The sequence below is a fragment of the Rhodococcus sp. OK519 genome (genome assembly GCF_003051005.1).
Classification (GTDB): Bacteria; Actinomycetota; Actinomycetes; order Mycobacteriales; family Mycobacteriaceae; genus Prescottella.
The window spans coordinates 493,203-512,404 of record NZ_QAOW01000002.1 but is presented as its reverse complement, the minus strand read 5'-3'; the positions used below and the strand labels follow the sequence as shown (position 1 = coordinate 512,404).

Genomic DNA, 19,202 nt, shown 5'->3' with positions numbered 1-19,202 from the left:
CGAGCTTGTAGAGGAGAGCGTCATGACCACTGTCGAACGCGCACAGGATCTTCGGGCGACCGTCACAGGGATGGACGCCCGGCCACTGACCTGCAGCATCGGTGCGGAACTTTACGGCGTCGATCTCGCCGAGGTGTCCCGCGACGGCGACCTGTTCGCCGATCTGAAGTCGCTGCTGCTGAAGTACAAGGTCCTCTTCTTCCGGGATCAGGACCTGAACCGGGCCGAGCACGTTGCGCTCGCCCAGCGTTTCGGTTCGCTCGAGGATCACCCTGTGGTCGGCAGCGATCCCGAGTTCCCGGGGCTGGTCCGGATCTACAAGGATCTCGACAGCCCGCGCGAGGCCTTCGAGAACGCCTACCACTGTGATGCGACGTGGCGAGCGAACCCTCCGATGGGTTGCGTGCTGCGGTGCGTGGAGGGCCCGGCCGTCGGCGGCGACACCATCTGGGTGAACATGGCGCTCGCGTACGAGCGTCTTCCGGAACGGGTGAAGGAGCAGATCGCGGGACTACGCGCCCGGCACAGCATCGAGGCGTCCTTCGGAGCGCGGATGCCGATGGAGCAGCGCCTCGAACTCAAGGAGCGCTTCCCGGACGCCGAACACCCGGTGGTCCGCACACATCCCGAGACGGGCGAGAAGATCCTGTTCGTCAACAGCTTCGCGACGCACCTGACGAACTTCCACACCGAGGAGAACGTCCGGTGCGGCATCGACTACGCGCCCGGCGCCGGTGAGCTGCTGCGGTACCTGCAGAGCCAGGCCACGATCCCGGAATACCAGGTGCGCTGGCGGTGGACGCCGAACAGCGTCGCGATCTGGGACAACCGGTCCACCCAGCACTACGCGGTCCAGGACTACTGGCCGGCCGTTCGCAAGATGGAGCGGGCCGGGGTCGTGGGCGACCGCCCCTTCTGAACACCTTCCGATCAGTTCGAATTGCCATCGAGAAACGGAGTCACCCAATGCATTTCCATGACGATGCACTCTTCCCCGAGATCCAGGACAAGCTGGTCATCACCGTCGCGCCGTACGGTCCGGAGTGGGCGGTGGAGGACTTCCCCGAGGACCTGCCGCTGACGATGGACGAGCACGTCCAGCAGGCCGTCGACTGCTACGAGGCCGGCGCGACCGTCCTGCACATCCACGTTCGCGAGGAGGACGGGAAGGGCTCCAAGCGGCTCTCGAAGTTCAACGAACTCCTCGGTCGTCTCCGTGAGGCAGTGCCGGACATGATCCTGCAGGTCGGTGGCTCGATCTCGTTCGCGCCGGAAGGTGATGGTGCGGACGCGAAGTGGCTCTCGGACGATGTCCGGCACATGCTCGCCGAGCTGGACCCGAAGCCGGACCAGGTCACGATCGCGATCAACACCAGCCAGATGAACATCATGGAGCTGATGACGGCGGGCGACATCAAGGGCACCTCGCTCGAGAATGCCGAGCTCGCCGCGACTTACCGTGAGATGACCGTCCCGGCCGGACCGGAGTGGGTCGAGGAGCATCTGCGTCGTCTGCAGGCCGCCGGCATCCAGCCGCACTTCCAGCTCTCGTCGATTCCGCAGCTCGAGACCGTGGAGCGGCTGATCCGCCGCGGCGTCTACACCGGCCCGCTGAATCTGACATGGGTGGCGATCGGTGGTGGCTTCGACGGCCCGAACCCGTACAACATGATGCAGTTCATCGACCGGGTCCCGGATGGCGCCTGCCTGACACTCGAGACGTTGATGCGCAGCGTGCTGCCGGTCAACACGATGGCGATCGCGATGGGTCTGCACCCGCGCTGCGGCAACGAGGACAACCTGTGGGCACCCAGCGGCGAGGTCAAGATCACCTCCGCCGAGCAGGTCCGTCAGTTGGTGCGCGTCGCGAAGGAACTCGGCCGCGAGATCGCCACGGGTAAGGAGGCCCGCGACATCTACAAGATCGGGACCTCCTACAAGGATGCCGACGAGACGCTCGCCCGGCTCGGGTACGCCCCGAACCGGCGTCCCGGCCAGGTCGGCTTCACCGCACACGCCTGACCGTCACCGTCGTCCGGGTGCGGCGGGGCCTCGGTTCCCGCCGCACCTGCTCGATCCGCGAGCCTGGAGGAAAAGCCTTGAACACCAGTGAATCCACGACGGTCGTGATCGTCCCCGGACTGCGTGACCACGTCGAGAACCACTGGCAGACGATCTTGGCCGCCGGCCTCGACAACGTCCGCACCGTTCCGCCGCTCGAACACGACAAGCTCAGTCTCGACGCCCGCGTCGCGGCGCTGGACGCCGTCCTCTCCGACCTCGACGGCCCGGTCGTCCTCGTCGCGCACAGCGCCGGGGTGATGATCACCGTGCACTGGGCCGCTCGGCACGACCGGCCGATCGCGGGCGCGATCCTGGCTACCCCGCCCGACTTCTCCATTCCGCTGCCCACCGGCTACCCGACCCTGCCGGACCTCGACGCGAACGGCTGGAACCCGGTTCCGCGCAGACCATTGCCGTTCCCGAGCATCGTCGCCGCCAGCACCGACGACCCGCTCGCCGACTTCGCGGCCGTCGTCGATCTGGCACAGGCCTGGGATAGCCGACTCGTGGACCTCGGCGCCGTCGGCCACCTCAATCCCGCCTCCGGCTACGGCGAATGGCCACGCGCCACACACCTTCTTGACGACCTGTTCGCCTCGATCGACATCCAAGCACCTAGCCACTGACCTGCACGACCGCTGCCCGAGAGAGAACCCCTCGATGCTCAATCTGTCCATGTTCCTGGAAGACTCGGCCCGCAGGTACCCGGGCCGTGATGCCCTCGTCCTGGGAGACGAGCGGTTCACCTACGCCGAGACCGACGGCCTTGCCAACCAGATTGCGAATCTCCTCGTCGCGTACGGGATCGAGCCCGGCGACCGAATTGCTCTCTCGTGCCCCAACCTGCCGTGGTTTCCGATCGTCTACTACGGGATCCTCAAGGCCGGGGCCGTGGTCGTGCCACTCAACGTCCTGTTGAAGGGCCGTGAGATCGCCTATCACCTCGAAGACTGCGGGGCGGCCGCGTACTTCTGCTTCGAGGGTGGACCCGAGTTGCCGATCGGGGAGTACGGGCGAGATGGTTTTCGTGAGGCGGGCTCGTGCCGAACGATGTTCATGATCGGCGGTGGAAACGGCGGGGAAGGGATCACCGCGCTGTCGGATGTGCTTCCGGCACAGCCGGCGACGTTCGAAACGGCGGTGCGCGACGCGACGGACACCGCCGTCATCCTCTACACCAGCGGCACCACGGGTCAGCCGAAGGGCGCCGAACTGACCCACGCGAACATGGCGATGAATGCGATCGCCGCGAATCGGTTGTTCGACAGCACCCCGAGCCGGCCCGACACCCACCTGCTGACCCTGCCGCTGTTCCATTCGTTCGGGCAGACGATCAACATGAACGCCGGGTTCTCGGTGGGGGCGACGCTGGTGTTGTTGCCGCGCTTCGAGGCCGCCGCCGCGCTGGACATCATGGAGCGCGAGGCGATCACGATCTTCGCCGGCGTGCCGACCATGTACTGGGGCCTACTCGGTGCGGTCGACGACGCGGTCGACGTCGAGCGGATCGCCGCGAATCTCCGCAAGGCCATCTCCGGTGGTGCTGCGCTACCCGTGGAGATTCTCGATCGGTTCGCGAAGCGCTTCGGGGTGCAGATCCTCGAGGGCTACGGGCTGTCGGAGACCTCGCCGGTCGCGCTGTTCAGCGACCCGGAGCAGGCGCCGCGTGCCGGTTCGATCGGCGTTCCGATCTGGGGTGTGCAGGTGCGTCTGGTCGACCGCGACTGGCACACGGTCGAGGACGTCGACAGCGTCGGCGAGATCGCGATCCGCGGCCACAACGTGATGAAGGGCTACTACGGCCGTCCCGATGCCACCGCAGAGGCCATGCGGGACGGGTGGTTCCGGACGGGGGATCTGGCGCGACGCGACGCCGACGGCTTCTACTTCATCGTCGACCGGGCGAAGGACATGATCGTGCGCGGCGGATTCAACGTCTATCCGCGGGAGATCGAAGAGGTTCTCATGACACACGAGGCCGTGTCGCTGGCTGCCGTCATCGGAGTTCCGCACGAGAGCCACGGTGAGGAGGTGCGGGCCTACGTCATTCCGAAGGCCGGCGCTTCGATCGCGGACGACGATCTGATCGCGTGGTCGAAGGAGCGAATGGCGAGCTACAAGTATCCGCGCGAGGTCCGGATCGTCGAGCAGTTGCCGATGACCGCGACCGGAAAGATCCTCAAACGCGAACTGGCCTGACCCGCGGGTCGGTCCGAGAACTGCTCGGGGACTGCCATTTCAGCCGTTTCAGCTTCCTGCGGCGTGCGCCGACCTAGGCTCACCGCAACTTGGACGGTTGTACAGGAGGCTCGGGTTGCGCGCGTTACTGGTGATTGCGTTGGCGGTTCTGGGCCTGCAGGCCGCCGCCCCTGCGGCGGGGGCCGCGCCGGTCGACGACGGTTGGACACTGCCGCAGCTCACAGTTGCGGACCGTGCGATCAAGGACGTCGACGGTCGGACGGTGCTCCTGCGCGGCGCGAACGTCAATGGGCTCAACGACTACGCGCCCAACGGGACCGGACTGCCGACGGTCGCGCCGCTGGACCGGACGGACTTCGAAGGCATGGCGGCGCTCGGCTTCAACGTGGTGCGGTTGAACGTCGCGTGGTCGGCGCTCGAGCCGACCCCCGGTGCCTTCGACGCGGCATATGTCGGCCGGATTCGCGAGGCCGTGCAGGACGCGAAGGACAACGGCATCTACACCGTCCTCGACATGCACCAGGACGCGTGGGGGCCCTACGTGGGAACGCCCGAGGGTCAGGACTGCCCGCCGCTGCTGCGGCGCGGGATCGGGTGGGACGGGGCTCCCGAATGGGCGACGCTCACCGGCGGGTGGACGACGTGCAACATCGGCGGTCAGCGGGAGGCATCGCCGGCGGTTGCCAGGGCATTCCAGGCGTTCTACGACGATGAACAGGGCGTTCAGGGCCACCTGGTGCAGACCTGGGCGCGCCTGGCCGCGGAGTTCAAGAACGAGCCCGCGGTGGTGGGCTACGACCTGCTCAACGAACCGAACCCCGGTCTGCGGGACCCGTTCACCGCGGCCGATCAGATCGGCCGCTTCTACCAGCGGGCGATCGCGGCCATTCGGCAGGCCGAGACGGGCGGCTTCCCGCACCTGGTGATCTTCGAGCCCAGCGCGCTCTGGTCGGCGTTCGGATTCGATGCGCTGCCTCCGCGGCACTATCTCGCCGATCCGCTGGTCGTGTTCTCGCCGCACCTCTACAGCCAGTCGATCAACGTCAGCAGTGAATTCCCCTCGATCGAGGACGGATTCCGGATCGCCGCGATGGCGGCGGACTGGTACGGCGCGCCGCTGTGGACGGGCGAGTGGGGCTGGTTCGGTGAGCCGGACGACCAGGCGGGTGAGGTCCGCCGGTTCGTCGATGCGATGAACACGCACCGGATGGGGGGCGCGTGGTGGTCGTGGACCCAGGCGTGCGGCGACCCACACGCGGTGAAGGACGGCAATACGGCCAAGCCGCAGGGCAACCTCAACCGCATCGACTGCCCGTCGGGTGAAGAGCAGGGGCTCGTCGAGGGGTTCGCGGAGCAACTGGCCCGCGCGTACCCGCGGGCGGTTCCGGGCCTGACCGAGGTGACGGCGGCGGGATTCCGCGGCAACGGCACCGGACGCGTCGAGGCGTGGTACCCGGGAGCGGAACGGCCGCAGTTGGACACCGTGAACCTGGCGGAGGTCGAACTCACCCGGGTCGACGGTGGCTGGCGCCTGACGGCTCGTGCCGATGGGCCGTACGCCGTGAACATCATCTGAGCGATCGCTTAGAAGTGGTGGTGCGGGAGCGGGCTCACGCGCTCGCCCCGACCATTCGTTCCGCCAGTGCCGCCAGTGCCGCGCCGACGGCATCCGGGCTGCGGAGTTCGCGCGACGGGTACCAGCGGGCGGTGTCGATGCACAGCGACAGGACCGCCAGGGTGGTGGTGTCGATGTCGGCGACGGCAAACTCGCCCTGTCGTGTGCCGTCCGCGATGATCGTGCGGACCGTGGCCACGATGTCCCGGCGCAACTGCACTACGCGCGCATGACTCTCGGCGTCCAGGTGGGACAATTCGTACTGCACCACTCGGGCGGTGGTGGTGTTCTCGGCATGCCAGTGCGCGAAGGCATAGACGGCCGCGCGCAGGCGTTTGGTTGGTGAACCGGGCTCCCGGACGCTGTCGGTCAGCGACGTCAGGGCGGTGACGTGGCCTTCGAGACTCAATCGGGCGAGGATGTCCTGCTTGGACCGGAAGTGGATGTACATCGCCGCGGGGCTCATGCCGGCGCCGGCGGCGATCTCCCGAGTGCTGGTGCCGTGGAATCCCTTCGAGGCGAACGCGTCGCAGGCGGCGTCGAGCAGGCGCTGTACGGCCTCTCCGACCGGACGGACGGCCTCCGGCGTGCCTGCCTGCGTTCCAGTTCGCGCTGTCACGTGTCCGACCTCCGCCGCATCCGCCGACCCGGTGTCGACTCGTTTCGCATTGACTTTCGCATACCCGCATCGCAGACTAAGCGAACGCTTAGATGATAGTGCGTGAGTCGGAAGGGTTAGCGAAGGTGAAGAGAGCAGTTTTCACGGCCGATCACGAGGAATTCCGTGGCGCCGTCCGCGATTTCCTCGCACGCGACGTCGTGCCGAACGTGGAGTCCTACGCCGAGAACAAGGTCATTGCGCGGGAGGTGTGGCACGAGGCCGGTAAGCAGGGGATCCTCGGCCTCGAGATCCCGGAGTCCTACGGCGGCGGCGAGGCCGGCGATTACCGCTTCAACGCGGTCGCGACCGAGGAGTTGGCCGCCGTCAACATGGCGCTGGCATCGAGCTTCGGCATCCACTTCGACATCGTCACGCCGTACGTCGTCGATCTCGCGTCCGAGCAGCAGAAGCAGCAGTGGCTGCCGCGGATGGCGGCCGGCGAGGCCGTCGCGGCCATCGGCATGACCGAGCCGTCCGCGGGATCCGACCTCGCGGCCCTGAAGACCTCGGCTGTCCGGGACGGTTCGGACTGGGTCCTCAACGGCTCCAAGACATTCATCACGAACGGCTACTCTGCGGACGTCGTGGTGGTGGCCGCGCGGACCGATCCGACGCAGCGGTCGAAGGGCATCAGCCTGTTCCTCGTCGACACGTCGCTCCCCGGGTTCGAGCGGGGTCGCAAGCTGGACAAGGTCGGTCAGCCGGAGGCGGACACGGCGGAACTGTTCTTCGACGACGTGCGACTGCCGGCGGACGCGATCCTGGGTGAGCCCGGTACCGGGTTCGTCTCGATGATGGAGCGACTGCCTCAGGAACGGATCGGCGCCGCGGTCACGAACGTCGCCCATGCCAAGCAGATCCTGCTCGAGACCATCGAGTACGCCAAGGAGCGCAAGGCCTTCGGGAACTCGATCGGCTCGTTCCAGCACAACAAGTTCCTGCTGGCCGAGTTGGTGACGAAGATCGAGGTGGCGCAGGCGTACATCGACGCCGCGGTCGCCCAGCACTCCGACGCCGGTCTGAGCGCCGTCGACGCGGCCAAGGCCAAGTGGTGGTCGGCGCAGGTGCAGAACGAGGTCCTCGACCACTGCGTGCAGTTGCACGGTGGCTACGGATTCATGCGCGAATACCGCGTTGCCCGAGCATGGATGGACGCCCGCGTCACGAAGATCTGGGCCGGCTCCAACGAGATCATGAAGGAGATCATCGGTCGCGATCTCGAGTTGTGACCGACTCGGCGGTGCCCGGAGCGCGCGTTACTGCAGCACCTGCGCTCCGGCACTGTCGGTGAGCCATCGCGCGATCATGGTGTCGAGGGTGCCGTCGTCGTACAGGCCGTCCAGTGCGGCGGAGACGCACCCGGTGAGCGGACTGTCCTTCTCGAGAACCGCGCCGTAGAACTCGGTGACGTCGTTGGGGCGGGGGAACTGCCCGACGATGACGCTGCCCGGGATCTGCTCGCCGACGATGTGAAATCCGGTGGGCAGGTCCACGACGATCGCGTCGACGGCGCCCGACTGTAGCGCCGCCTTCGCGGCGTCGGTGGTGCCGAACGCCATCGGTGTGTGCCCCGGACGGATGGTGCCCTCGATCGCGGCCAGACTCGTCGAGTGTTGCTGGGCGCCCAGGCGCAGTCCCGTCAGATCCGCGAGGGAGCGCGCCTGCGCGGCGGGATTGGTCGACAGCGCGACCACGGATTGCGCCACCGCGTAGTACGGCGCGGAGAAGTCGACGCTGTCGCGCCGGTCGCCGACGATCGTGAACTGGTTGATGTCGAGGTCGAAGTTCTTCGGCCCCGGAGCGAGGGCGTCCTCGAAGCCGACTCGAGTGAAGCGGACCTGATCGGGCGCATAGCCCAGACGCTCGGATACCGCGCGCGCCACCGCACCCTCGTAACCCATACCGTTGGCCGGGTCGTTGTCTATGATCCAGGGCGCGTACGCGGGGTCGTCGGTCGCGATCGTGAGAACACCGGGGGCCCAGGTGAGCCCGCCGCCCGGACCGCAGTCACCGGCTGACGCCGCGGTGTCCGCCGTGCCGGAGGACGCCGCCTGGGTGTCCGAGGCCCCGGCCGGATCCGAGATCGTGCAGGCTGCCGCGGGAGTCGCAGCAAGGCAGATCAGGGCGAGTACCGCGAGGCGTCGTCGAGGGGTGAACACCGCTGCCATCTTGCCCGCGCGCCCGGAACGCGACAAGAACGGGTGTTCCCGGGCGCACAATGTGCGTATTGGCGAAGGGAGGTGGCCGATGCCGACGCGCACCATCGACGGCCGACGCGTGGCGGTGAGCCGTCTCGACAAGGTGCTCTATCCGGCCACCGGGACCAGCCCCGCCATCACGAAGGGCGAGGTGATCGACTACTACGACGCGATCGCCCCCGCGATGCTGCCACACGTCGTGGATCGTCCGGTGACCCGCAAGCGCTGGCCCAACGGGGTGGACGAACCGTCCTTCTTCGAGAAGAATCTCGCCGCGTCCGCGCCGGACTGGCTCACGCGGCACGCCGTCCATCACAAGGACCGCACGGTGCTCTACCCGGTCGTCGATTCCGCTGCCGCCCTGGTGTGGATGGGACAGCAGGCCGCGCTCGAGGTCCACGTTCCGCAGTGGCAGTTCGTCGACGGAGAACCCGGGCCCGCGACGAGATTGGTATTCGACCTCGACCCTGGTGACGGTGTGGGCCTTCCCGAGTGCGCACGGGTGGCCGCCGGGGTTCGGGATCTGGTGGCGACGCTGGGCTGGACGGCGTATCCGGTCACGAGCGGCAGCAAGGGAATTCACGTCTACGTTCCACTCGACCGAACGTTGGCGCCGGGCGGGGCGTCGACGGTTGCGAGGAAGGTGGCGACCAGCCTGGAGCAACTGCACCCGGATCTGGTGACCGCGACGATGTCGAAGTCGGTGCGGGCCGGTCGGGTCTTCGTGGACTGGAGCCAGAACAATCCGGCCAAGACCACCATCGCGCCGTACTCCATGCGCGGCCGCGCCGAGCCGACGGTAGCGGCGCCGCGGACCTGGGACGAACTCGAGGATCCGGGGCTGCGGCACCTGCGGTTCGGCGAGGTTCTCGAACGATTCCGGCGGGACGGGGATCTGATTGCCGGTCTCGATCCGCCGGTGGACGCCCTCACCGAGTACCGCCGCAAGCGCGACGCCGCCCGCACGCCGGAACCGATCCCGCAGACCGCAGACGAAGGCGGCGAGGGTAATTCGTTCGTGATCCAGGAGCATCACGCCCGGCGTCTGCACTACGACTTCCGGCTCGAGCGGGACGGCGTGATGGTGTCGTGGGCGGTGCCTCGGGGGCTGCCCACGACACCGAAGGAGAATCGACTGGCCGTCCACACCGAGGACCATCCGCTCGAGTACGCGAGTTTCGCCGGCAGCATTCCCCAGGGGGAGTACGGCGGTGGGACGGTCTCGATCTGGGACGCGGGGACGTACGAGCTGGAGAAGTGGCGCGATGACGAGGTGATCGTGCGACTGTTCGGAAGTCGTGTGGACGGGCGGTACGCACTCATCCGCACCGAGGGCGACCAGTGGCTGATGCACCTGATGAAGGACGACGGCGGCTCCTCCGTTCTTCCTCGCGGACTTTCCCCGATGCTCGCCACTGCCGGCACGCTCGACGGACTGGACCCCGACCGGTGGGCGTTCGAGGGTAAGTGGGACGGCATCCGGTTGATCGTCGAATTCGACGGTGCGACAGTGAAATTGCGGAGTCGCTCGGGAAACGACGTCACCGATCGCTATCCGGCGTTGCAGTCGCTCGAGGCGACCCTGGACGGTCATGCCGTCGTGCTCGACGGCGAGGTGGTGAGCCTCGACGGACGGGGCCGGACCAGCTTTCCCGCACTGCAGGCCGGGGGCACACCGCAGTTCTGGGCGTTCGACGTGCTGTACCTCGACGGGGTCTCGCTGCTACGCAAGCGTTACGACGACCGCCGTCGCATCCTCGACGCGCTGGCGTCGGCCACCGATGGACTCGACGTGCCGCCGCAACTGTCGGGCAGCGTGGCGGAGGTGCTCGAACAGAGCAAGGACCTCGAGGGGGTCGTCGCGAAACGTCGCGATTCGATCTACCTCCCGGGCAAGCGTGGTTCGGCGTGGATCAAGACGAAGAACTGGCTCACCCAGGAGGTGGTGATCGGTGGTTGGCGGCGGGGCCGTGGCACTCGCGGCAGAGGGCTCGGCTCCCTGCTGCTCGGTATCCCCGAAACGGCGGGCCTGCGCTACATCGGGAGGGTCGGAACGGGATTCAGCGAGAAGGAACTCGAACGACTGACCCAGATGCTGGCCCCGCTCGAACGCGCATCCAGTCCGTTCGACGGGGAGGTCCCCGATGTCGACGGCGACACCGTCTGGGTGACACCGAGCGTCGTCGGCGAGGTTCGATATCGGGAGCGCACCGACGCCGGGCGACTACGGCACCCGGCGTGGCGCGGATTACGGGACGACAAGTCCGCGGCCGAAGTTCGGCTCGAGGACTCGTGAACCGGGGGAGCGGCGGGCGCTCGGACCGGAGGGCTACTCCGTGAGCTGCTCGATCGCTGTGCGCAGTGTGGAGCGTTCGTCTTCGAGTGCGAGAATCTCGCGAATCCCGGTGAGGTTCACGCCGAGTTCCACAAGTTCGGAGATGCGGCGAAGCCGCTCGCGGTCGCCCCGGCTGAATCGGCGGGCGCCGCGGCCGTTCCGGTTGGGGGCCAACAGGCCGCGGCGCTCATACAGATGCAGGGTCTGCGGGCCGACTTCGGTCAGGTCGGGGGTGCGGGTGCTCATCGACTCCTCCGCTTCGTACAGTGCTGCGCATCGTGCGTTGGACGCCGATCGCAGCGTTCGGGTTTGCGGGATCCTGTGGTCGAAACCTGTGTCACCGATACACAGGTAACCTCCTCTCCTCGCGTCATGCTTCCTCGTGACTCGGCGAAACAGTCGTCGCTGCCGTTACGATCGGATGGGCGACTCGAAATGGGCGAATCAATTCGACCCCGGTGCGCCGGCCGCCATCGCGGGTTCTGCGGTGGCCACTTCAAACCAGAGATGAGGGCGAATGCCCCGCACACAGGAACTTGCCTATCGTTACAACGACGCCCTGACCGCTCTCGCGGCGGCTACCCACCGTCCTGCCAATATCGTCAACATCGTCGGCCGGTACGCGATCCGCGTCGATTTCGAGTTCAACCGCTACGTTCTGGCGACCAACGCCGGAGACGGGCTGACCACTGATGTCGATGCCGTCGAGGCGTGGCATGTGGCCTTCTTTCAGCAGGTCGACGGTGACGCTGCGGACGCACTGCTTGCGCAGGCCGAGCACGAATGGCTCGCGGACGCCTTTGACCAGGCTCTTCATATCTTGCGCCACTCGGTCAACTGGATCGATTCCGACGCCAAATTCGGCGAACTCGCGAAGGTGCCCGCGGGCGTGGCCCTCGAGGCCTGAACCCCCGCGCCGTCAGGCGGCACCTTCCACGACCGTCACCGGACGGTCCAGTGCCACCTCGACCGGTGACCACGACCCCTCGAGTTCGAGACGCTCTACCGCGCGGCCGTACGCCGTCACCAGGTCGCGGTCGGTTTCCGTCGCGATCAGGTCCGCCCCGGCAGGCGAGCTCTGCAGGACCTGAACGGTCCAGGTATCGAGGTCGGTCCGCGTGTCCGCCAATCCCTGCTCGCTGTTCGTGGCGAGGAGGATGCGTCCGAACCCGGCGTCGGCCCGGATCGCGTAACCGGATCCTGTCCGTACGACGGATGCCGGCAGGTGGGTGAACGCGGCGAAGCCGATCAGGGCGTCGGTGTACAGGTCTGTGAAGTACTCGTGCTTACGTGCCATGCCACTCGTCTCTCTCTCGGGCCGCCGAACCTTGCGTGGCGGTTCGCGGATCTCGGAAGCGATGTCCCGGACCCTCGTGGTGGTGATCTGACTCCCGGGGGGTTTCCTATCCGGTGACGCGCACCTTGTCTTCTGCAATTCGCTTAGTAAATCTATACCATACGGCATAGATTAATGATCGTCCGCTTGAGCGGTCCGGTCCCTGACAGCATGAATTGCGGTGGAGAGTTGATGAACCAGATGTCGAGTTCGGACCAGAGGTTGCAGGAAGATTCGCTGCTCGACCATCCGAGATCCGGCGCCCTGGTCCTGGGGGGATTCGTCGTGGGACTCGCCGCATTCGGATTGGCCTTCTTCGGGTCGGTGGCGGTGGGGGTGATCGGCCTGCTGTTCGCGGTCGCTGGTGTTGTCGTGGTGTCCGACCGCCGTGTCGCAGCGCGTCCGACGACGTCTCCGCGCGTCGTCGTCGAGTACTGCCTCGAGGCGGCATGAGGTCGTGAAAGCGTTCGGATGGCACGGGATTCGTCACCGCCCGGTATCTTCCGAGGGAGTCGGGGCGCGCACTGCGCCGGTGTCGGACGATGGAGGTGGGCGATGACGGATCGTGTGGACGCGGGTCGGCAGTGGTACGACCGGGCCGGACGCCCCATCCCGCCCGAGGAGGCCGAGAAACTGCTCGCGCAGCCGGGCTACGACCGAATCGGTTCGACCACCGTCCTCGACATGGCTGACCTGGACTGGATCCGAGACATCTCGACGGTGTGGATCGGCCTCGATTTCAACCCCGACGGCAAGCCGGGCCCCCCGTTGATCTTCGAAGCGGCGGTGTTCGATCGTGACCACGCCACGCTCGAACACCGTTGGTACGCAACGGAGGAGGAGGCGGAGCTTGCGCACGAAGCGTTCGTCGCGGCCGCCTGTGACGAGGCGTTCGACCCGGTGGTCCTCGAGGCCTCGGATCCGATGCCTTGACACCGAGGGGTGTTCCCCGAGCAGACTCGAAGAACGCCTCGTGATCGAGGTCCGCATCCGAGAGGACTGCCTCATGGCGAACGGCAAGATCATGATCGAAGCGATCCCGGGCATGCGCGTGGCGGAGTTGACCTCGACGGCAGCAGGATTCGATCCGGTTCACATCGGTCCCGTCGTGCGCCCGCTCTTCGATGAACTGGTGGTCCGACTGGAGCGCGACGGGATCGAGCCGGCGGGACTCGCGGTGGCCTACTACGAGCGCACCCCGATCGGCGGGCAGGTCGTCGTCCATGCGGCGATGCCTGTCGCGGACGGGGTTCGAACGGACACAGACTTCGCGGTCCTCCACCTGCCGAGTGTTCCTCGCGCCGCGACGCTCGAGTACCGCGGATCGATGGACGACGTGCTGCCCGCGTGGCACTCGCTGGATGCCTGGATCGAGTCCAACGGCTACCGTGCCGACGGCCCGGCCCGCGAACGCTCTGTCGTCTACGCCGACGATCCCGCCGATCGGGTCACTGAGCTGCAGCAACCCGTCACCCGGGTGTGAGTCGCGAATCCCACTGATCGAGTCCCCCTACGCGGCCCGCTCCGGCGGTGTGCGACGTTGACGGAACGCCAAGACAGAATCGTTCTCTCACGCTGAAAGCTGGTGGCATGTTCGGTTTCGTTGTTCACGGTTCTCATCTCATGCAGTTCGCGCGGGCGGTCGGTGACCTCGACCCAGCGTTCGAAGATGTCGGGCGGCTCGCTTCGACGGGTCCCGACGCGCTCGTCGCACCGCCGACGTTCCTGATGGCGGCGGACCATTTCGACCCCACCTACTCGCGCCGACCGCGTCCGGGGGTGGCCTGGCTCGGCTCACGCCAGGCCGGCGAGCAGAAGTCCGGCTTCCACATGGAGCAGCACTTCACCTTTCACCGGCCGGTGCGCGCCGGCGATGTCCTGACCGCCGACTCGCGACCCGGTGCCACGTGGGAGAGGAGCGGGCGCCGCGTGGGCACCATGACGTTCAGTGAGAGCCTCACGGACTACCGGGATTCCGACGACGTCCTGGTCGCGACCGCGCGCTGGGTGTCGGCGTTGGTCGAGCGCAACCCCGACGCCGAGGCGCCGTCGCCGGTGTCCGCGGATTCGATTGTCGCCGAAGAGGATTCGGCAGCAATCGATCTCGCGGTCGGGAGTGCCTGGAGTGTCGTGCTGTCCGAGGGGCTGACGCGTGCCCAGATTGTCATGTACGCGGGCGCGTCGGGCGACTTTCATCCGCTTCACAGCGACGACGTCTACGCCCGCCTGCACGGTCATCCGGGCGTCTTCGCGCACGGCATGCTCACGATGGGCATGACCGGGACGGCGATCACCGACCGGTTCGGACACGCGAGCGTCCTGTCGTTCGGTGGCCGCATCATCCTGCAGGTATGGCCGGGGGACACCCTCACCGCCCGCGTCGAGATCACCGGACTGCGCGACGGCGAGGGCGGCGGGACCGTCGCGGAACTCGCAATCGTGACCAGGAATCAGCATGGCGCGCAGGTGTTCAGCGGTGTCGCCACGGTGCAGGTCGACTAGTCCACTCGGATGATTCGTGATCGTGAAGGACTCCCGACGCGTACCGGGAGGAATCCTTCACGATCGTGTCTCGGCAAGTGTGCCCTCGGCAGGATTCGAACCTGCGACACCGGCTTTAGGAGAGCCTACTTAGGCTGCCATAGCAGATGCGAGCGGACCGCACAATCATGCACAGAACCCCTGTACCTGATCTGCACGTTCAGGTTTCGGCATGCATCCGACCGCACACAACCAAACTGAACCAGAGCACGAGTGTGCTCCACGTGCTGCTCCACGCTCCATGTCGCCTGCTCCACGATCACCCCAACGCCTTCCGCACCTGATCCCACTGCGAATCCGCCAGGTGCGCATACCGCTGCGTCGTAGACAGATCCTTATGCCCGAGCAGCCGCGACACTTCCTGGATCGGCACACCAGCCCGGACAAGACGCGATGCGTACGTGTGCCTCAGATCGTGGATACGAGCGGCCCCAACATGCCGGCGGTTCTTCCCCGACCCCACGTAGGCGATTCGCACAGCAGCCTGCCAGCGTGCACGGAACCCCGCATCATCCAACGGCCTGCCATCCATCTGCCCGACAACCAAACCGGTGCGAGGCTTACGTGAACCCCGATACTCGACGGGCGCGGGGTGGCCAGTGGGATGCTGCTGCTTCCACTCGCCCAACCTCTTCGCGAGGGACGCCCCAATCGGAATGTCCCGAATCTGGGAATCCTTTGGAGGCTTGAACGATCGCATCTCCCGGTCCCACGACCACTCAACACGGATGGTCTTCCTGTCGAGGTCGATCGATTCCCAGTGGACCGCTAAACCCTCGCCCAGTCTCGCGCCCGTGCCGATGAAGATGTCGAACAGCATCTTGTCATCAACCGTCAGCGCATTCCGGATCGCAGCCAACTCTGGATCTGTCAGGAATCGTTCGGGCATCGGCCCAGGCTTAGGCAAATCCACGCCAGTGCACGGATTCGATGCGAGCTTGTCGGCTTTCACCGCCGCCTTCAACGAGTTCGACAGCAGCATGAAACACTTGATAGCAGTGTTCGGCGCGAGCCCCAATCCGCCGGCATCGGTCGGCGCGACCATTCCAGACACCCACTCCTGAACGTCATGTGACGTAATATCCGCTAGATTCCAGCCGGACCACTTCGGGCGCAGATGCTTCCGCAGCTTCGGTTCATCAGCCTTCTTCGTGCCAGGCTGCACGCCCCGCGCATTCGACCAACGCGGCTCCCAATCACCCCACGTGATCGGATCCAACTTCTTACTCGGGTTCTCCCGTTCCTCCGCTTCCTTCTTGTTCGCTGCCCGTTTCGCGTCGGACTCGCGGGGGAAGGTGCCGGCTGACCGGATCTTCCCTTCGGCGTTCCGATATGAGGCGCGATACTTTCCGGACGGAAGCTTCTCAGCCCATGCCATCTACGGTTCCCCTCTGCGTCGTAGCCGTGAAGTGATGTACCGGCGTTCATCCTTGTTCAGTGACTGCACCCAAACTTTGAGGGCGTAGCCGTCTACCCCTAGTTCGTCTGCGCACTCGTGGTTCGATCTGCGGGACCAGGCGAGCGCGTCCACGAATTCGTCTGGGGTGATGAGTCTGCGTGCCGCCATGCGGTCGATCATCAGCTCGACGCGTGGGTCTCCTGTGTGGAGGATCCCGGTGTCGAGGTGGCACACCTCGTGGACGAGGGTGAAGCGTCTCGCCTCCTGTGTGAGGGTGCGGCAGACGTAGATCGTTTTGCCTTTGATGCACCCCCGCATCCCCGGTGGTAGCTCGCGTTTGAAGTTGATCAGGTAGTCCGGGTAGCGGTCGCGTGCGTCGCGCCACGGGTTGTAGCTGGCGGTCATGGTCGTGATTGTGTCCCCCCTCACTTCCGATTGACTGTTTGTTCAATCGTCGGCGTGTCGCCGTGACATTCAGTTACGAGTAGTCGCCCCGCGGATCCTCGATCTGCTGCTTCTCGCCGTGGCTCGCTGCGTCGTACGTGGTGAAGTCAACTTCTTCGTTCGGGTCGTAGGTGGGCGCGTCTTCCCACGGCTTCGTCTCCGCATTCTTGCGTTCGAGTCTGACAACCAGTGCATCCCGAATCTGTGGCACTCCGGGTAGTTCGCGCCGCTGCTCCTCCACATGCAGCTCAACTGCCGCAAGCTCCGGGTTGGCGCGCATCGCTAACTCTCGTGCCAGTTCGTAGTCGGTACTCATGTCGACTAGTCGCCCACCTGAACCGAGCGCGTCGAGGACGTCTTGCTGGTCGAGGATGCCGAGGTCGATGAGGCCGGCGGTGCGGGAGAGTCCGTAGTGGTCGAGGACGGTGAGGACTTCCTCGATGGTGAAGCCTTCTCGGATGCGTCGGGTGATGCTGGCGCGGCTCAGGTCTAGCACTGTGGCTACTTCTTCCTGGCGAACGTTGCGGCCTAGCTGCTTCACGATGTACGCAATCAGATCGGTCATGCCTCAGACTTTATCGTCAGATTTGAAACATGGCAATACCTGTGACCTGCATTTCTGCATCGGGTGTCATCAACACGCGTAATCACATCGTTGACATTCACATGCCTAGTGCGTCAATGTTGATGCATGCCAGCAACCGGACCAGCCACAGCAAGGCTGAACATAGAGGTGGTGGAGGAAGCGATGAGGAAGGGGAAAGTGAAGAACCAGGCCGCACTCGCGATCCTGCTGGGTGTGTCGCCGGCCATGGTGACACGGATGTGGCGGGGGGATCGTCCGCCGATCGAGTTCTTGGCGGGGTTGCAGACACGGTTGGGGGTTCGGATGGATCGGGCCGTGATCGTGGAGGACCGCTACTTGAAGGTGGCGGCATGAGGTGGCTGACGACTACTGAGGCTGCGGAGCATGCGCGTCGGCATCGGAACACGATTCTTCTGGCTCTGCGTTGCGGGGAGTTGACGGGGTTTCAGCGGACGGCGCCGCAGGGTGCGTGGCGGATTCGGGAGGCGGATTTGGAGAGGTGGTTGAGGGGCGAGTGATCGCCAGCTAGTTGGTCCCGCATGGTGCCCCTTGGGGCGCGGTTCGATTCCGTACCGGGACACGACACCCCTAGTTGGGTGTGTTCTTCCGTCACTTCTGGCGGGTCTTCGTTTGGCAGCTCTGTGGTGCACGCCCTCGTTTGGGTGGTGGCTCGTTGTCTGCGTGCTTCTTTGAGAATTTCACAGCGTGGGTTTTACGTGCAGTGCCTGACTTGTGGGTTTGTCGTGGCTGCCTGAACTGGGATGTGTCTTGTCTGCCTGGGTGGTGGTTGCAGGGTTCGCTGGTTGGGGTTTTGGGGCTGCATGTGTTGATGCGAACTACGGGACTTGATGTGTCCTACACCAGCTTTGAGGGCTGAGGTAACGGCATCGACTTGTTGGAGTAGCCCCGCCAGTTTGTGTGGTGGCCGCGTCGTAGCGGCACGGGGCACGCAAGTTGTTGGTGGCCCAAGAGTGTTGGCGCACTGCTTGGGCCGTGACTGTTCTCGGATGGGAGAAGTATGTCGGTGGTTGAGGATATCAGGGCGATTCGTGGGTCGTTGGAGCGGATCGAGCATGCCCTGTGTGGGCAGCGGACTACCAGGTTTGATGCGGTTGAGGTGCCGGCTGTTGAGTGTGTGCCGTCGTTGCGGTTGGTTGAGGGTGTTGTGGCGGATGTGGATTCGCCGATCGATCTGGTGCCGGTGGAGCCGGTGGAGCCTTCCAGGTTCGGGCTGTACACGGATGATGGCGGCGACAGGTGGCAGAAGTGCCCGCAGGGGTGGACGTTCACGGGTTACGCCGATGGCAGCCCGCCGATCGCAGCTGGGCACGTGCCGATCGACTTCAGCGACATACAGCATTGGGGCCCGTTCGCCTATGCCGGTGGTGAGCGGAACGAACTGGGATCCGCCGCAGCGCCGTACAGGCTGGAGCAGGTCGTCACGATCCTCCACAGCGAGGGCATCAACACCGGACTCCGCCGCCTGAAGCAGTACCTGAACACGGGTGTCTGCTGGACGGATGGGTTCAACAATCCGCGTGAAGGTGCCGCGGATTACTTGGTGGTGGTGAAGAAGTCGTCTCCGGGTCGGGATGCGGTTGTGCGGGTGACGGTTGCTGGTGTGGCGAAGCTGGTCGAGCTGATGGGGGCGAAGAAGTGACGCGTGCGGAGATGGTTGCAGAAGCAGACAAGATCCTGCTGGCGGACGGTTGGCGGCATCCGGGAATCAAGGATCAGCCGGTCGGTCTCGCACTGGATGTGAATGCGCTGGTGGAGAAGTCGGGTGCGCTGCTGGCGTTTGGGGGTGGCCATGTGGAGCTTTGA

The 19,202-nt window shown here is 65.7% G+C and carries 23 protein-coding genes; 16 read left to right on the top strand and 7 right to left on the bottom strand.

Annotated features, from left to right (window positions below):
• Positions 1 to 22: 22 nt before the first annotated feature.
• The 5 genes from C8K36_RS09810 to C8K36_RS09790 all read left to right on the top strand — a co-directional run bounded on the left by C8K36_RS09810 (position 23) and on the right by C8K36_RS09790 (position 5,839).
• On the top strand, positions 23 to 919 hold the full coding sequence (locus C8K36_RS09810; RefSeq protein WP_107984265.1) for a TauD/TfdA dioxygenase family protein: 897 nt from the start codon (positions 23 to 25) through the stop codon (positions 917 to 919).
• A gap of 47 nt (positions 920 to 966) precedes the next feature.
• The gene (locus tag C8K36_RS09805) at positions 967 to 2,022 is read left to right on the top strand and encodes a 3-keto-5-aminohexanoate cleavage protein (protein ID WP_107984264.1); all 1,056 of its coding nucleotides are present in this window, start codon (positions 967 to 969) and stop codon (positions 2,020 to 2,022) included.
• A 77-nt stretch (positions 2,023 to 2,099) separates the two neighbouring features.
• Complete coding sequence (locus C8K36_RS09800; protein WP_107984263.1) at positions 2,100 to 2,690, top strand: RBBP9/YdeN family alpha/beta hydrolase; 591 nt, start codon at positions 2,100 to 2,102, stop codon at positions 2,688 to 2,690.
• Between the two features lie 34 nt (positions 2,691 to 2,724).
• On the top strand, positions 2,725 to 4,263 hold the full coding sequence (locus C8K36_RS09795; protein WP_107984262.1) for a long-chain-fatty-acid--CoA ligase: 1,539 nt from the start codon (positions 2,725 to 2,727) through the stop codon (positions 4,261 to 4,263).
• Between the two features lie 115 nt (positions 4,264 to 4,378).
• Positions 4,379 to 5,839: a glycoside hydrolase family 5 protein gene (locus C8K36_RS09790; protein ID WP_107984261.1), complete on the top strand. Its 1,461-nt coding sequence runs from the start codon at positions 4,379 to 4,381 to the stop codon at positions 5,837 to 5,839.
• Between the two features lie 34 nt (positions 5,840 to 5,873).
• On the opposite strand, the gene C8K36_RS09785 is transcribed toward C8K36_RS09790, so the two are convergent.
• Positions 5,874 to 6,497, bottom strand: a complete 624-nt coding sequence (locus tag C8K36_RS09785; RefSeq protein ID WP_107984260.1) for a TetR/AcrR family transcriptional regulator — start codon at positions 6,495 to 6,497, stop codon at positions 5,874 to 5,876.
• A 125-nt stretch (positions 6,498 to 6,622) separates the two neighbouring features.
• Here C8K36_RS09785 and C8K36_RS09780 point away from each other — a divergent pair, with 125 nt between their 5' ends.
• On the top strand, positions 6,623 to 7,768 hold the full coding sequence (locus C8K36_RS09780) for an acyl-CoA dehydrogenase family protein (protein WP_107984259.1): 1,146 nt from the start codon (positions 6,623 to 6,625) through the stop codon (positions 7,766 to 7,768).
• 27 nt (positions 7,769 to 7,795) lie between these two features.
• On the opposite strand, the gene C8K36_RS09775 is transcribed toward C8K36_RS09780, so the two are convergent.
• Positions 7,796 to 8,707, bottom strand: a complete 912-nt coding sequence (locus C8K36_RS09775; RefSeq protein WP_107984344.1) for a transporter substrate-binding domain-containing protein — start codon at positions 8,705 to 8,707, stop codon at positions 7,796 to 7,798.
• A gap of 79 nt (positions 8,708 to 8,786) precedes the next feature.
• Between C8K36_RS09775 and C8K36_RS09770 the strand changes: the two genes are divergently transcribed.
• Positions 8,787 to 11,033: an ATP-dependent DNA ligase gene (locus tag C8K36_RS09770; protein ID WP_107984258.1), complete on the top strand. Its 2,247-nt coding sequence runs from the start codon at positions 8,787 to 8,789 to the stop codon at positions 11,031 to 11,033.
• A gap of 33 nt (positions 11,034 to 11,066) precedes the next feature.
• On the opposite strand, the gene C8K36_RS09765 is transcribed toward C8K36_RS09770, so the two are convergent.
• Positions 11,067 to 11,318 carry a MerR family transcriptional regulator gene (locus C8K36_RS09765; protein WP_107984257.1) on the bottom strand — a complete coding sequence of 84 codons (252 nt, stop codon included), beginning with the start codon at positions 11,316 to 11,318 and terminating at the stop codon, positions 11,067 to 11,069.
• 271 nt (positions 11,319 to 11,589) lie between these two features.
• Here C8K36_RS09765 and C8K36_RS09760 point away from each other — a divergent pair, with 271 nt between their 5' ends.
• The gene (locus C8K36_RS09760) at positions 11,590 to 11,979 is read left to right on the top strand and encodes a hypothetical protein (protein ID WP_107984256.1); all 390 of its coding nucleotides are present in this window, start codon (positions 11,590 to 11,592) and stop codon (positions 11,977 to 11,979) included.
• A 12-nt stretch (positions 11,980 to 11,991) separates the two neighbouring features.
• On the opposite strand, the gene C8K36_RS09755 is transcribed toward C8K36_RS09760, so the two are convergent.
• The gene (locus tag C8K36_RS09755) at positions 11,992 to 12,369 is read right to left on the bottom strand and encodes a hypothetical protein (RefSeq protein WP_107984255.1); all 378 of its coding nucleotides are present in this window, start codon (positions 12,367 to 12,369) and stop codon (positions 11,992 to 11,994) included.
• 231 nt (positions 12,370 to 12,600) lie between these two features.
• Between C8K36_RS09755 and C8K36_RS09750 the strand changes: the two genes are divergently transcribed.
• The 4 genes from C8K36_RS09750 (at position 12,601) to C8K36_RS25140 (ending at position 14,910) form a co-directional block, all read left to right on the top strand.
• Entirely contained in the window at positions 12,601 to 12,861 is a 261-nt protein-coding gene (locus tag C8K36_RS09750; RefSeq protein WP_107984254.1) for a hypothetical protein, read from the top strand.
• 102 nt (positions 12,862 to 12,963) lie between these two features.
• Positions 12,964 to 13,341: a hypothetical protein gene (locus C8K36_RS09745; RefSeq protein ID WP_107984253.1), complete on the top strand. Its 378-nt coding sequence runs from the start codon at positions 12,964 to 12,966 to the stop codon at positions 13,339 to 13,341.
• 73 nt (positions 13,342 to 13,414) lie between these two features.
• Positions 13,415 to 13,891, top strand: a complete 477-nt coding sequence (locus C8K36_RS09740; protein WP_146176485.1) for a GyrI-like domain-containing protein — start codon at positions 13,415 to 13,417, stop codon at positions 13,889 to 13,891.
• A gap of 107 nt (positions 13,892 to 13,998) precedes the next feature.
• Positions 13,999 to 14,910, top strand: a complete 912-nt coding sequence (locus tag C8K36_RS25140; RefSeq protein ID WP_107984251.1) for an FAS1-like dehydratase domain-containing protein — start codon at positions 13,999 to 14,001, stop codon at positions 14,908 to 14,910.
• A 298-nt stretch (positions 14,911 to 15,208) separates the two neighbouring features.
• On the opposite strand, the gene C8K36_RS09730 is transcribed toward C8K36_RS25140, so the two are convergent.
• The 3 genes from C8K36_RS09730 to C8K36_RS09720 all read right to left on the bottom strand — a co-directional run bounded on the left by C8K36_RS09730 (position 15,209) and on the right by C8K36_RS09720 (position 17,357).
• Positions 15,209 to 16,327: a tyrosine-type recombinase/integrase gene (locus C8K36_RS09730; protein WP_107984250.1), complete on the bottom strand. Its 1,119-nt coding sequence runs from the start codon at positions 16,325 to 16,327 to the stop codon at positions 15,209 to 15,211.
• Positions 16,328 to 16,753 carry an ImmA/IrrE family metallo-endopeptidase gene (locus C8K36_RS09725; protein ID WP_146176484.1) on the bottom strand — a complete coding sequence of 142 codons (426 nt, stop codon included), beginning with the start codon at positions 16,751 to 16,753 and terminating at the stop codon, positions 16,328 to 16,330.
• 73 nt (positions 16,754 to 16,826) lie between these two features.
• Complete coding sequence (locus C8K36_RS09720; RefSeq protein ID WP_107984248.1) at positions 16,827 to 17,357, bottom strand: hypothetical protein; 531 nt, start codon at positions 17,355 to 17,357, stop codon at positions 16,827 to 16,829.
• Between the two features lie 183 nt (positions 17,358 to 17,540).
• Here C8K36_RS09720 and C8K36_RS24785 point away from each other — a divergent pair, with 183 nt between their 5' ends.
• The 4 genes from C8K36_RS24785 to C8K36_RS24775 all read left to right on the top strand — a co-directional run bounded on the left by C8K36_RS24785 (position 17,541) and on the right by C8K36_RS24775 (position 19,202).
• Positions 17,541 to 17,732, top strand: coding sequence for a hypothetical protein (locus C8K36_RS24785; protein WP_181319490.1), 192 nt, complete (start codon positions 17,541 to 17,543; stop codon positions 17,730 to 17,732).
• Positions 17,729 to 17,896 (top strand): helix-turn-helix domain-containing protein, encoded by a 168-nt coding sequence (locus C8K36_RS25425; protein WP_181319489.1) that lies wholly within the window; start codon positions 17,729 to 17,731, stop codon positions 17,894 to 17,896. The genes C8K36_RS24785 and C8K36_RS25425 overlap by 4 nt, the downstream gene beginning before the upstream one ends.
• A gap of 500 nt (positions 17,897 to 18,396) precedes the next feature.
• Entirely contained in the window at positions 18,397 to 19,038 is a 642-nt protein-coding gene (locus C8K36_RS09710; RefSeq protein WP_219910001.1) for a hypothetical protein, read from the top strand.
• Positions 19,039 to 19,049: 11 nt separating this feature from the next.
• Positions 19,050 to 19,202: a hypothetical protein gene (locus C8K36_RS24775; RefSeq protein ID WP_181319488.1), complete on the top strand. Its 153-nt coding sequence runs from the start codon at positions 19,050 to 19,052 to the stop codon at positions 19,200 to 19,202.

Coding starts and splice junctions, on each gene's coding strand:
- C8K36_RS09810 (WP_107984265.1), top strand. CDS start 23: ATGACCACTGTCGAACGCGCACAGGATCTTCGGGCGACCGTCACAGGG.
- C8K36_RS09805 (WP_107984264.1), top strand. CDS start 967: ATGCATTTCCATGACGATGCACTCTTCCCCGAGATCCAGGACAAGCTG.
- C8K36_RS09795 (WP_107984262.1), top strand. CDS start 2,725: ATGCTCAATCTGTCCATGTTCCTGGAAGACTCGGCCCGCAGGTACCCG.
- C8K36_RS09775 (WP_107984344.1), bottom strand. CDS start 8,707: ATGGCAGCGGTGTTCACCCCTCGACGACGCCTCGCGGTACTCGCCCTG.
- C8K36_RS09770 (WP_107984258.1), top strand. CDS start 8,787: ATGCCGACGCGCACCATCGACGGCCGACGCGTGGCGGTGAGCCGTCTC.
- C8K36_RS09765 (WP_107984257.1), bottom strand. CDS start 11,318: ATGAGCACCCGCACCCCCGACCTGACCGAAGTCGGCCCGCAGACCCTG.
- C8K36_RS09760 (WP_107984256.1), top strand. CDS start 11,590: ATGCCCCGCACACAGGAACTTGCCTATCGTTACAACGACGCCCTGACC.
- C8K36_RS09755 (WP_107984255.1), bottom strand. CDS start 12,369: ATGGCACGTAAGCACGAGTACTTCACAGACCTGTACACCGACGCCCTG.
- C8K36_RS09750 (WP_107984254.1), top strand. CDS start 12,601: ATGAACCAGATGTCGAGTTCGGACCAGAGGTTGCAGGAAGATTCGCTG.
- C8K36_RS09745 (WP_107984253.1), top strand. CDS start 12,964: ATGACGGATCGTGTGGACGCGGGTCGGCAGTGGTACGACCGGGCCGGA.
- C8K36_RS09740 (WP_146176485.1), top strand. CDS start 13,415: ATGGCGAACGGCAAGATCATGATCGAAGCGATCCCGGGCATGCGCGTG.
- C8K36_RS25140 (WP_107984251.1), top strand. CDS start 13,999: ATGTTCGGTTTCGTTGTTCACGGTTCTCATCTCATGCAGTTCGCGCGG.
- C8K36_RS09730 (WP_107984250.1), bottom strand. CDS start 16,327: ATGGCATGGGCTGAGAAGCTTCCGTCCGGAAAGTATCGCGCCTCATAT.
- C8K36_RS09725 (WP_146176484.1), bottom strand. CDS start 16,753: ATGACCGCCAGCTACAACCCGTGGCGCGACGCACGCGACCGCTACCCG.
- C8K36_RS09720 (WP_107984248.1), bottom strand. CDS start 17,357: ATGACCGATCTGATTGCGTACATCGTGAAGCAGCTAGGCCGCAACGTT.
- C8K36_RS24785 (WP_181319490.1), top strand. CDS start 17,541: ATGAGGAAGGGGAAAGTGAAGAACCAGGCCGCACTCGCGATCCTGCTG.
- C8K36_RS25425 (WP_181319489.1), top strand. CDS start 17,729: ATGAGGTGGCTGACGACTACTGAGGCTGCGGAGCATGCGCGTCGGCAT.
- C8K36_RS09710 (WP_219910001.1), top strand. CDS start 18,397: ATGTCGGTGGTTGAGGATATCAGGGCGATTCGTGGGTCGTTGGAGCGG.
- C8K36_RS24775 (WP_181319488.1), top strand. CDS start 19,050: ATGGTTGCAGAAGCAGACAAGATCCTGCTGGCGGACGGTTGGCGGCAT.